General features: G+C 56.6%; 12 protein-coding genes. 10 read left to right on the forward strand and 2 right to left on the reverse strand.

What is annotated here, in order from left to right; genetic code table 11:
- Positions 1 to 22 precede the first annotated feature (22 nt).
- The 6 genes from secY (at position 23) to rplQ (ending at position 4,684) form a co-directional block, all read left to right on the forward strand.
- Entirely contained in the window at positions 23 to 1,387 is a 1,365-nt protein-coding gene (gene secY / locus ACR0NA_RS10125) for a preprotein translocase subunit SecY (RefSeq protein ID WP_170653916.1), read from the forward strand.
- Complete coding sequence (locus ACR0NA_RS10130; RefSeq protein WP_170653918.1) at positions 1,384 to 2,028, forward strand: adenylate kinase; 645 nt, start codon at positions 1,384 to 1,386, stop codon at positions 2,026 to 2,028. The genes secY and ACR0NA_RS10130 overlap by 4 nt, the downstream gene beginning before the upstream one ends.
- Before the next feature lie 202 nt (positions 2,029 to 2,230).
- The gene (gene rpsM / locus ACR0NA_RS10135) at positions 2,231 to 2,599 is read left to right on the forward strand and encodes a 30S ribosomal protein S13 (protein WP_170653920.1); all 369 of its coding nucleotides are present in this window, start codon (positions 2,231 to 2,233) and stop codon (positions 2,597 to 2,599) included.
- Between the two features lie 15 nt (positions 2,600 to 2,614).
- Positions 2,615 to 3,004 carry a 30S ribosomal protein S11 gene (rpsK, locus tag ACR0NA_RS10140; protein ID WP_170478233.1) on the forward strand — a complete coding sequence of 130 codons (390 nt, stop codon included), beginning with the start codon at positions 2,615 to 2,617 and terminating at the stop codon, positions 3,002 to 3,004.
- A 119-nt stretch (positions 3,005 to 3,123) separates the two neighbouring features.
- Positions 3,124 to 4,140, forward strand: coding sequence for a DNA-directed RNA polymerase subunit alpha (locus ACR0NA_RS10145; protein WP_170653922.1), 1,017 nt, complete (start codon positions 3,124 to 3,126; stop codon positions 4,138 to 4,140).
- Positions 4,141 to 4,258: 118 nt separating this feature from the next.
- A complete protein-coding gene (gene rplQ / locus ACR0NA_RS10150; protein WP_170653923.1) occupies positions 4,259 to 4,684 on the forward strand; it encodes a 50S ribosomal protein L17 in 426 nt (141 codons plus the stop codon).
- A gap of 84 nt (positions 4,685 to 4,768) precedes the next feature.
- On the opposite strand, the gene budA is transcribed toward rplQ, so the two are convergent.
- Positions 4,769 to 5,557, reverse strand: a complete 789-nt coding sequence (budA, locus tag ACR0NA_RS10155; protein WP_480728550.1) for an acetolactate decarboxylase — start codon at positions 5,555 to 5,557, stop codon at positions 4,769 to 4,771.
- Between the two features lie 154 nt (positions 5,558 to 5,711).
- Between budA and ACR0NA_RS10160 the strand changes: the two genes are divergently transcribed.
- The 4 genes from ACR0NA_RS10160 (at position 5,712) to bfr (ending at position 10,593) form a co-directional block, all read left to right on the forward strand.
- On the forward strand, positions 5,712 to 7,091 hold the full coding sequence (locus ACR0NA_RS10160; RefSeq protein ID WP_480728552.1) for a trypsin-like peptidase domain-containing protein: 1,380 nt from the start codon (positions 5,712 to 5,714) through the stop codon (positions 7,089 to 7,091).
- A 343-nt stretch (positions 7,092 to 7,434) separates the two neighbouring features.
- Positions 7,435 to 8,835 (forward strand): DUF4856 domain-containing protein, encoded by a 1,401-nt coding sequence (locus tag ACR0NA_RS10165; protein ID WP_480728554.1) that lies wholly within the window; start codon positions 7,435 to 7,437, stop codon positions 8,833 to 8,835.
- Positions 8,836 to 8,901: 66 nt separating this feature from the next.
- Positions 8,902 to 9,891: a sterol desaturase family protein gene (locus ACR0NA_RS10170; protein WP_480728556.1), complete on the forward strand. Its 990-nt coding sequence runs from the start codon at positions 8,902 to 8,904 to the stop codon at positions 9,889 to 9,891.
- A 216-nt stretch (positions 9,892 to 10,107) separates the two neighbouring features.
- Complete coding sequence (gene bfr, locus ACR0NA_RS10175) at positions 10,108 to 10,593, forward strand: bacterioferritin (protein ID WP_480728558.1); 486 nt, start codon at positions 10,108 to 10,110, stop codon at positions 10,591 to 10,593.
- Between the two features lie 478 nt (positions 10,594 to 11,071).
- Here the strand turns inward: bfr and ACR0NA_RS10180 are convergent, their stop codons facing one another.
- On the reverse strand, positions 11,072 to 11,890 hold the full coding sequence (locus tag ACR0NA_RS10180) for a DUF2189 domain-containing protein (protein ID WP_480728560.1): 819 nt from the start codon (positions 11,888 to 11,890) through the stop codon (positions 11,072 to 11,074).
- Positions 11,891 to 12,084 lie beyond the last annotated feature (194 nt).

Below are 12,084 nucleotides of genomic sequence, written 5' to 3' on the forward strand. Positions count from 1 at the left end.
TTTTCATAAGAGAGACCGATTTATGGTATCAGCAGCAGAACAAATGGCAGCCAACACTAGCTGGGCTGCTTTGGGCAAGGCCACCGATCTGCGCAACCGCATCCTGTTCACGCTGGGTTTGCTGATCGTCTATCGTCTGGGCACCTTCATTCCGGTGCCGGGGATCGATGGTCAGGCACTGCGCGAGTTCATGGAACAGGCGGGGCAGGGCATCGGCGGCATGGTTTCGATGTTCACCGGCGGGGCGCTGGGGCGGATGGGTATCTTTGCCCTCGGCATCATGCCCTATATCTCGGCCTCGATCATCGTACAGCTGCTGACCTCGATGGTTCCCGCGCTCGAACAACTCAAGAAAGAGGGCGAGCAGGGACGCAAGAAGATCAACCAATACACCCGTTTCGGCACCGTGGCTCTGGCTACCGTTCAGGCCTATGGTCTGGCCGTTTCGCTGGAATCGGGCGATCTGGCCACCGATCCCGGTCTCTATTTCCGTATGTCGACCATGATCACGCTGGTTGGCGGCACCATGTTCCTGATGTGGCTGGGTGAACAAATCACTGCACGCGGCATTGGTAACGGCATCTCGCTGATCATCTTCGTCGGCATCATCGCCGAAGTTCCAGCGGCACTGGCGCAATTCTTCGCCAGCGGACGTTCGGGCGCCATCAGCCCTGCCGTGATCGTTGGTGTGATCGTCATGGTCATCGCGGTCATCACCTTCGTGGTGTTCATGGAACGCGCCCTGCGCAAGATCCATATCCAGTACCCGCGCCGCAACGTGGGTATGAAAGTCTATGAGGGCGGCTCCAGCCACCTGCCGGTCAAGGTGAACCCGGCAGGCGTGATTCCGGCGATCTTTGCCAGCTCGTTGCTGTTGCTGCCGGTCACAATCTCGACTTTCTCGTCGGGGGCTGCAAACGGTCCGATCATGTCGTGGCTGCTGGCCAACTTTGGCCCCGGTCAGCCGCTCTATCTGTTGTTCTTCGCGTCGATGATCGTGTTCTTCGCCTATTTCTACACATTCAACGTGTCGTTCAAACCGGACGATGTGGCGGATAACCTGAAAAAGCAGAACGGCTTTGTTCCAGGCATCCGCCCTGGCAAGAAAACCTCTGAATATCTGGAATACGTGGTCAACCGCGTGCTGGTACTGGGCTCGGCCTACCTGACGGCGGTTTGTCTGCTGCCGGAAATCCTGCGCGGACAGTTCGCCATCCCGTTCTATTTTGGCGGCACCTCGGTTCTGATCATCGTCTCTGTGACCATGGATACCATCCAGCAGGTCCAGAGCCATCTGCTGGCGCATCAATACGAAGGGCTTATCGAAAAGTCCCAGCTGCGCGGCAAGGGTAAGAAACGCAGCAGGAAGGGACCCGCTCGTCGATGAACATCATTCTTCTGGGCCCCCCGGGGGCAGGTAAGGGCACGCAGGCGCGCCATCTGGTCGACACCCGCGGCATGATCCAGCTGAGCACCGGCGACATGCTGCGCGAGGCGCGTACCAGTGGCACGGAGATGGGCAACAAGGTCGCGGCGATCATGGACGCGGGCAAACTGGTCACCGACGAGATCGTGATTGGCCTGATCGAAGAGAAGCTGACCACCGAGAAAGGTGCCGGTTTTATCTTTGATGGCTTCCCGCGCACACTTGCGCAGGCTGACGCCCTGGCAGCGCTGCTGACCAAACTGGGTCAGTCGCTGCACACCGTGATCGAGATGCGCGTCGATGACGAAGCGCTTGTTGACCGCATCACCGCGCGCTCGACCTGCTCCGGTTGCGGCGAGGTCTATAACGACCACACCAAGCCGATTCCGGCCGATGGCGTCTGCACCAATTGCGGCCAGAAGAAAGAGTTCACCCGCCGCGCAGACGACAACGAAGACAGTCTGCGTACCCGCCTGATGGAATACTACAAAAAGACCTCACCGCTGATCGGCTATTACTACGCCAAGGGCGATCTGCGCCCAGTCAACGGGCTGGCCGATATCAGGGAAGTGACTGCCTCGATCGAGGCTATCCTGGGGTGAGTCCGGTAAGGGCTTGACGCCACCGCCAAAAGCCCATATCGACCCCCATCCCCTTGGGGAATCAACACCGCCTGCGGGATTCGTCCCGTTTGCATCGACTACCTCGTACAAATGCTGGATTCTCTGGCGTCACTGCCAAGATCAAGCGTTGTGAAAAAAGGTTCCGGAGTTACGGAACCGCAACGAAAAAGGAAAGTGACACGTGGCACGTATTGCCGGCGTAAACATCCCGACTGCCAAGCGGGTACCTATCGCCCTCACATATATCACCGGAATCGGCAACACCTCGGCGAACGCGATCTGCGAAGCCGTGGGCATCGACGTAACCCGTCGTGTGAACGAACTCAGCGATTCCGAAGTTCTGGCCATCCGCGAACACATCGACGCAAACTACACCGTCGAAGGCGACCTGCGCCGTGAAGTGCAGATGAACGTCAAGCGCCTGATGGACCTGGGCTGCTATCGCGGTCTGCGTCACCGCCGCAACCTGCCGGTTCGCGGTCAGCGTACCCACACCAACGCTCGTACTCGCAAAGGCCCTGCAAAGGCCATTGCCGGTAAGAAGAAATAAGGGAGGGTCTGACTGATGGCACGTGACAAGACACGCGTTAAGCGCAAAGAGCGTAAGAACATCGCATCGGGCGTCGCCCATGTGAATTCGACCTTCAACAACACCAAGATCCTGATCTCGGACGTACAGGGCAACGCCATCTCGTGGTCGTCTGCCGGTACCATGGGTTTCAAGGGATCGCGCAAGTCGACACCTTATGCCGCCCAGATGGCTGCAGAAGATGCAGGCAAGAAGGCGCAGGACCACGGTGTCAAGACGCTGGAAGTCGAAGTTCAGGGCCCCGGTTCGGGTCGTGAATCGGCACTGCGCGCGCTGGCTGCAGTAGGCTTTAACATCACGTCGATCCGCGACGTGACGCCGATCGCCCACAATGGCTGCCGCCCGCCGAAGCGCCGCCGCGTCTAAGCGAACGCAATTTTAAGCTGGGGCCGTGTCACGATGCGCGGCCCCGGTTCGCCGTTTTGAAACCTCGGGCGTCTGAGCCTTTTCTGGACATGGGGCGCAGACAGGAATGGAGGGATTACATGATCCATAAGAATTGGGCAGAATTGATCAAACCGACCCAGCTTGACGGCAAGCCGGGCAATGATCCTGCGCGCAAGGCCACCCTGGTTGCCGAACCGCTGGAGCGTGGTTTTGGCCTGACTCTGGGCAACGCGCTGCGTCGCGTTCTGATGAGCTCGCTGCAGGGCGCCGCCATCACCAGCGTTCAGATCGACAACGTATTGCACGAATTCTCGTCGGTTGCGGGCGTTCGTGAAGACGTCACCGACATCATCCTGAACCTCAAGCAGGTCGCCCTGCGCATGGAAGTCGAAGGCCCCAAGCGCCTGTCGATCAATGCTAAGGGCCCCGCAGTTGTCACCGCCGGTGACATCAGCGAAAGCGCCGGCATCGAGGTTCTGAACCGCGATCACGTCATCTGCCACCTGGACGATGGCGCCGACCTGTTCATGGAACTGACCGTCAACACCGGCAAGGGTTACGTATCGGCTGAGAAGAACAAGCCCGAAGATGCACCCATCGGTCTGATCCCGATTGACGCGATCTACTCGCCGGTCAAAAAGGTTGCCTATGACGTTCAGCCGACCCGTGAAGGTCAGGTTCTGGACTATGACAAGCTGACGCTGAAGATCGAAACAGATGGTTCGATCACGCCGGAAGATGCCCTGGCCTTTGCCGCACGCATCCTGCAGGATCAGCTGTCAATCTTCGTCAACTTCGACGAGCCGGAATCGGCTGGCCGCCAGGACGAAGACGATGGTCTGGAGTTCAACCCGCTGCTGCTGAAGAAGGTGGACGAGCTGGAACTGTCGGTCCGTTCGGCAAACTGCCTGAAGAACGACAACATCGTTTACATCGGCGACCTGATCCAGAAAACCGAAGCCGAGATGCTGCGCACCCCGAACTTCGGCCGCAAGTCGCTGAACGAGATCAAGGAAGTGCTGTCCGGCATGGGTCTGCACCTCGGCATGGATGTCGAGGACTGGCCGCCCGACAACATCGAAGATCTGGCGAAGAAATTCGAAGACGCGTTCTAAGCGCGTCTTCCCCAATGCCCGGGCTGCCGGGGACCATATGGGCACTTCCGCCCCAAGGAGAGCCGGTGACACGCATCGCCGGCCAGACAAAGCAAAACGCGAAAGAAGGAACTAGAAAATGCGTCACGCACGTGGTTACCGCCGCCTGAACCGTACTCATGAGCACCGCAAGGCGCTGTTTGCGAACATGGCTGGCTCGCTCATCGAGCATGAGCAAATCAAAACAACTCTGCCGAAGGCAAAAGAACTGCGCCCGATCATCGAAAAGCTGGTCACTCTGGGTAAGCGCGGCGACCTGCACGCCCGTCGTCAGGCCGCAGCACAGCTGAAAGAGGACAAAGACGTCGCCAAGCTGTTCGAAGTTCTGGGGCCCCGCTACGCCGAGCGTCAGGGCGGTTATGTCCGTATCCTGAAAGCTGGCTTCCGCTATGGCGACATGGCTCCGATGGCGATCATCGAATTCGTTGATCGTGACGTCGACGCCAAAGGCGCAGCCGATAAGGCCCGCGTCGCAGCTGAAGAAGCGGCTGCTGACGAAGAATAAGAAAGCCCGGCTTTCTGATTTGACCCCTGCGTCCCGGACGCGGGGGTTTTTTTGTTGCGGAACAAAAAACAGGCGGGGACTGTCCTAGTTGTCTTCTGCTTTGTGAATGTTGTCCTCTGACGCGCCTGCGGACAGGTCAGCATCGGAAAAGGCAGGTGTTTCCGGCAATTCCAAATGCAGGGACGACGTGTGGTCGATCTCCGCTTGCCCCCTTGTCAACGTATAGTCCAGAACGTGCCCTCCGGTCTTGAGGTCGTTGGAAATAAAGTGCAGGTGATAACCGGGAACTCCAATCCCCACGGCGTAATCGGGACAACGAAATCCAAGAATGGTGCCGTCCACGTCGTCCAATTCAAACTCGGCCTGTGTTTTCACGACTTCAAGCAAGGGTTTGTAGGGTCGTTCCTGCCGAAGCACGTTTCGATACCTGATATATTTGATCCGGCCGGTAAAGCGGATTGCGTAAAACAGGTTCCGCTCTGCCGCCCTTTCGTCCAATTGGCTTTCAAATTCTGGTTTGTCGGTCTCAACGTTCATTTCAAATGAATCCGTCGGCTGGAAATTGATGACGGCCGCATAAGGCGTAAGGTCGCTATCCTTTGCCATGTTGGCTTTACCTTCACCGTCCAGCCGATAGGCCACGCCGTCCAATACAATCATTTCGCCATCCAAAGCGTTGAACGTACCCAATCCAAAATCACCATGTTCGAGCAGCTCTTTGACCGACACCGTGCCGTCGTAGACCCCTTGCATAATCGCGCTGAGCAGTGAGGCCTGATAGTATTCGTGAGCGTTTTCTCCCGCGCCTGATCGCCTTGCCTGATGGTGGCTGGCGACCGCGGTTGCAAAAGTCAGTTCCCGATCCTGATCCATGAGGTGTTCTCTCTCACGTTCAATGGCGTTGTGAATAATGTCTTGCATCGTACCCGATTGAAACTGAGTGCGGTACCGCGTGCGCGGCTTGATCACTTGCATTCCGGCCTACAGCCCCGCATATCCGTCTGGCGACGTCGTTGGAGGGCTGTTTATGCTGCGAATCCTGATTTCCCTTTTGTTGCTTGCGGGGGTGGCCAGTGCCGAAACCCGGGTGCCAACATCGCAAGCTGAAATCAGTCTTGGTTTTGCGCCTGTGGTCAAGCAGGCGTCTCCGGCGGTGGTTAACATCTATGCCAAGATTGTGCGTCAGGGCCGCGTAAACCCGTTGTTTTCCGATCCATTCTTTCAGGATTTCTTTGGCAAAGGCTTTGGAACGCCGCGCCCGCGGGTTCAGAATTCTCTGGGCTCTGGGGTTATCCTTTCCGGGGATGGCTATGTGGTGTCGAATTATCATGTGGTTGGCATGGCGTCAGAGATTCAGGTCGTCACCACCGACAGGCGTGAATTCACCGCCAAGGTGGTTCTTGGGGATGAAGAAAGCGATATCGCCATTTTACGCCTGCATGAGGCCAGCGGGCTGCCCTATCTGAAGCTTCGCAATTCGGACCGCGTGGAGGTGGGCGAACTGGCATTAGCTATCGGCAACCCATTCGGTGTCGGCCAGACCGTCTCGTCGGGCATCGTGTCGGGGCTGGCCCGATCCGGGACTGCGACAGGCAATGCGCGCGGATACTTCATCCAGACCGATGCGCCAATCAATCCGGGCAATTCGGGCGGCGCGCTGATCGACGTGAATGGCGACCTGATCGGGATCAATACCTCGATCCTTAGTCGTTCGGGTGGATCGAACGGTATCGGGTTCGCTATTCCAGCCAATCTGGTTGGCGCCTTTCTGCGTCAGGCGCAGGACGGGAATGACAGTTTTGTCAGCCCCTGGGCGGGAATGGCCGGGCAGCATATGAGCGCCGATATTGCAGATTCACTCGGGCTTTCGTTGCCCGAAGGCGTTGTGATTTCCGATCTGCACTCTCTCAGCCCGTTGGCTGAGGCCGGGTTCCGGGTGGGAGATGTCGTTACACATGTGGACGGAGAAGAGGTCAATTCCCCGGCAGAGATGAAGTTCCGCATGTCCATTTCCGGCATAGGTGGCACGTCGGTTCTGTCCCGGTTGCGTGGCACTCACCGGGACGAAGTCGAGGTTGCGCTGATTGTCGCGCCGAATACGCCACCAGCCGAGGAAACGGTTCTGGATGATGGTACGGTGTTACCGGGATTGACCGTGGCGCGGGTCAATCCTGCTTTGATTTCAAAGATGGGTCTGCTGCTGTCACAGGCAGGTGTGGTTGTGGTCGATCCGGGCCGCTACGGCGCGCGCGCGGGCCTGCGACCCGGCGATGTTGTGAGCGAGGTCAACGGAAAGGACATGCAGCGACCGCGCGACGTGGTTCGAGCTCTGACCGATCCGGGCCGCCGAGTACAGCTCGAACTGTTGCGTCGAGGCCGGCCTTTGTCATTGCGATTCAGAATCTGAGGCATGGCTGACCTACCCGTAAGGCCTTGCGCAGCAATCCTGTGAGGGGGTAGTCATAGCCGCGGTTTCCCTAATTGGTTCGGCGGGGCTTTCTGCCGAGCCGATACACTGTCGCCGATACTGCCAGAACGGACCGACTATCCGGCATCTCTGTACAGCATATTCGTAGAGAGTGGGCGCGAAGGATCACACTGAAATCGGGATTTGGCGTTGGCGTTAACCTCGCTGCAAAATTTCTGGCTGGCCACCAATAAGGCTTGACTCTCATATAAATTAACTGACTAAAAGCATCAGATAAAAAATCCCGACACTTTTAGTCGGTTGTGAATAAGAGGGAAACCCCATGCTTAAGCCCATACTGAAACTCACTTCAGCGCTTGTCGTTGCAACGCTCACCGGTGGGGCAGCTCTTGCAGATCAGGCCTACGGTCCGTTTCCGGTCACCCTGAAAGGTTATGAGGGCAACAAAACCAACTCTGTTTCCTATTCCGGTCAGATCGCACGCCACGTGCTGCATGACAGCCTGAAAAAAGTGGCAGGCAAGGGCGACGGTGGCAACAACGCAGCCGAGGTTGAAGCGCTGTTGCTGGCCTATTTCAACGGATCCGAAGAAGACCTGGCCATTATTGCCCCGGCGTCAAAGGATGGCTTCCCGGTCAAGCAGTCGACCGTGAACGAGATTTCCAAAGGCAAGAACATCTCGGGCAAGTTCTACAAGGGCGCAATGACGGCATGGCCCGGCAACCAGTCCGGCGTCGGTGTTGCACTGCAGATGATCAAGATGGCGGCGTCCTCGAACCAAGGCTATGACCCGGTGAACGGCATGGACTGGGGTCAGTTGATCTCGAAATTCACGCTGGGCGCGATGGCGTACAATCAGGCGGTCGACAATTATCTCGACGAGAAGCTGGAAGCCGACAACAAGCCCAACAATGAGCCCTACAAAGAGGGTGCGCATTACACAGGCAAAGAGCATGTTTGGGACGAAGCATTTGGCTATTTCGGCGCTGCTGCGCATTCGGCCAGCCTGTCACCCGAGCAGAACTATGGCGTGTCCAAGCAGAAGGACATGGCAGCTGCCGACGCAAACGGTGATGGCGTTATCGACCTGAAGACCGAAATGGTCTTTGGTCCGGCCTACTATGCCGCAGGGGCTGACAAAGGTGGCAACAAGAACACCCAGTACATGACCACCATCTTCAACGCGTTCCGTGATGGTCGTGCACTGATCGCGTCGGCCAATGGTGAGGCGCTGACCGATGAGCAGCGCGCCGAGCTGAAGAACTATGCCGATATCATCGAAACCAACTGGGAAAAGACACTGGCGGAAGCCACGTTCAAATATGCCGGTTCGGTTTACAAGGACATCGACAAGATCAAATCGGGCGAGGACAGCGACAAGGCGCTGCGCAACTATGCCAAGCACTGGGGTGAACTCAAGGGCTTCTCGATGGCGCTCCAGTCGGGCAAGAACAACCTTGGTGCGACTGCTATCGATCTGAACTGGCTGATCGGTTTTGGCCCCGCGATGCCCGACGGCAAGATGGTTTCCGACATCGATGCCGACGGCAACTTTGTTCGCGACCGCGAGATGACGCTGGATGACTATCAGGTCAACATGCTGAAAGTTCAGAAACTGTTGATCGACACGTTCGGCATCGAATCCCGCGCCAATGACGCGACTGCCGAGCTGGCGGCGCTGGCTGAAAAGCTGGGCGAGAACGCTTCGGCGGAAAACGACTAAGGGTCTGTTGATCCCCCCCGGCGGCGTGGCTAGAACGCCGCCGGGGCACTGGCCGAAAGGCGTCATTTGGAACTTCTCGATCACATAGGCTCTGTTTTTGCGGATTTTTCCAACCCAAAGAAGCGTGTCTTCTTTGGGTATCTGTTTTTGACTATCCTGATCGCGCTGCTCTGGTTGGTGGCGGTGCGTGGTTCATCGGTCAAACTGGCGCTGCGGCAAGTCTTTGACCGCCGGATTCTGTTTTCGGCCTCGGCGATTGCGGACTACAAGATCTTTGTGATCAACCGCGTGTTCACACTGTTCATTTCACCGCTTCTGCTATCGCAATTGGCGATCGCAACTGCCCTGTACTATGCGCTGCATGACGTTGACTTCCTGCGGCGGGGTGTATTTTCGGATGCCCCGATGGGTGTGATTGTCGCGCTGTTCACAGCGACGATCTTTATCGTCGATGATTTCACAAAGTATCTGGTGCACCGCTGGATGCACCGCTGGCCGCTGCTTTGGGCCATTCACAAGACCCACCATTCCGCTGAAACCCTGACACCGATCACGGTCTATCGTACACACCCGCTGGAAGGTATCCTGTTCGGCCTGCGCAGCGCCGTGGCGCAAGGCACGACAATGGCAGTGTTTCTGTTCTTCTTCGGCAATGCAGTGGATCTGTATACGGTACTGGGCGTCAACGTCATGTCATTTGTCTTCCACGTGACGGGATCAAACCTACGGCACTCACATGTCGCGATCCGGTACTGGCCGTGGCTGGAGCATGTCCTGATCTCTCCGGCGCAGCATCAGGTGCATCATTCCATCGCGCGCGAACATCACGACAAGAACTTTGGTGTGGCTTTGGCTATCTGGGACTGGCTGTTCGGTTCGCTGCATTTGTCGGAACAGGACAGCCAGCTAAAATTTGGTTTGCACCGGAACGAAGCACACGCATCGAACATCATGGATATCTACCTGCGTCCGTTTGCCGATATGGCGCGGATTGTGCGGCGCAGAACGAGCAAATGGCGCGAAAATATCGAGTGGCGATCTCTGCGCAATCGCTGACGATCGTGGGTGCAGTTAACCCGGCACGGCGCGCTGACCTTTTGAGGCAGGTTCTCTGTAGCTCCTTTTAATCAAATGAGAATCGTCAAATAATAGGGTAACGCCTTGAAAGCAGGCCTTTTGTCCGCGCTTTTGGGAACCTGCCCGACAAGTGATAGAATTGCGGGTACCAAGGTTTGTTCCAAGCCGGATTGGGAACAGCAAGGGAGACCTGAGATGAAGGGCGACAATAAGGTAATCGAATATCTGAACAAGGCGCTTCGGCATGAGTTGACGGCGGTCAGCCAATACTGGTTGCACTATCGCCTTCAGGACGATTGGGGACTTGGCAGCATGGCCAAAAAAAGCCGCGAGGAATCCATCGAAGAGATGGAGCATGCGGACAAACTGATCGAGCGGATCATTTTTCTTGAAGGACATCCAAACCTGCAAAAGCTGGACCCCCTGAAGATCGGAGAGAACCCGCGTGAATCGCTGGAATGCGATCTGGCCGCAGAGCAAAGCGCCCGGGCCCTGTACAAAGAGGCACGGGATGTCTGCAAGGATGCCGGTGATTATGTTTCGATGGGATTGTTCGAGGAATTGATGTCAGACGAAGAGGGTCACATAGACTTTCTTGAGACGCAGCTTGACCTTTATGATCGGGTCGGTCCTGAACTCTTTGCTCAGCTTAACGCAACCAAAATGGAAGACGCAGACTGAACCAATTTTGTGGTGCAGAGTTGATCGTCATCTGCCAAGACGGCCAGAGTCGGGGCAAAGTGGATTGCGCCGGCTTCGTAAACTGATTGCTTGAGGTTCGCCGATTGGGAAATCCTTCGGACGAGAAAACTCTGATCACATCCGGACCGTTACTTCAGCCGGAAATTTTCTCTGTTCGATAAGAACATGTCATTCGTCGCTCGGGCGCAGATGATTGAGCATCGTCTGCCACTTACGATCCTGTCTGATGCCCGGCAGTTTCAAGTTGCCGAAAGGTAGCATTACTCTGGAGAAGGCTGTCGTAAGTTCCCAAGCCGACGATGCGACCGGAAGCCAACACAACTATATGATCGCAATATCTGACAGTGCTTGGTTGCAAAACTCAGAGCACCCGCTTTTGCCAGAATCCTGATGTCAGTGCCCGCGGCCTGTGCGCCTGTCGCAGCCATTCGGCTGATCAAGGCAAGGGCTGCGCAGATCACTCTTTCGCTGGTGACACTGCCCGCTGGTAGAGATGCCATGTGGTGTGACCAAGGATCGGCAATGTGAAGATCAGCCCCAGAAACGCCGGAACCATCGACAACAGAACGGTGACCGAGATGATTGCCGCCCAGCCGAGCATGACCACCGGGTTTTCCGTGACGACGCGAATGGACGTTAACATGGCAGACACGAAATTGGTTTCCCGGTCGAGCAGCATGGGCATGGCAACCACGGTCACCGAGAATAGAACCGCCGACAGAAATGCGCCGGCACAGGTGCCAACAGCAAGGAAGGTCCAGCCCTGCGGTGTGAAGAATACGGTGTTCAAGAACCCCTCGAAATCCGAGAAAGATGCATTTTGAAGGGTAATCGCAAGCCAAAGTCGAACCTGATAGATCCACACCCAGAAAATGAACAGGGTAACAAAGGCCATCCAGCCCATCTCGCGTTTGCGTTGATTGGCCATGACGGTAAGGATTTCCGACCAGCCGAAACTTTCCCCGTTCTGTAACCGGCGTGACATTTCATAAAGCCCGGCCGCGGCGAAAGGTGCGACCAGCGGAAACCCTACAATGGCGGGAATGATCATCCAGATCTTGCCGAGCCAGACCAGGCTCCAAACAAGCAGGATACCGAAAACCGCATAGAACAGGCCGAAGAACCCACTCATGACGGGGCGAGCCAGAAAGTCGGAAAATCCAGCCTTCAGTGACGCAGTAATGTCCCCTGCGCTCACCTTGTTGATCTTGGGCAGTCCCTGCTGCTGCGGCGTCAGATTGTCCGGTGGTGTGGAACCTGCGGTTTTGAATGTCATGACACACTCCTCCCAAAGCATGGCACTGTGCTGGTCCGCTTGCCATGAGGCGCAGCGGCGAAGCAGACATTTCTTTAACGTATTCAAGTTTGCATCAGATGACGCATCGCGGCAAGGAGGGAGTATAGTGGCCAAATCCGCATTCACCCACTTTGACACCCAGAAAGTGCTTCGGATGGCGTAACCATCCGAAG

This window comes from Ruegeria sp. C11, assembly GCF_056537725.1.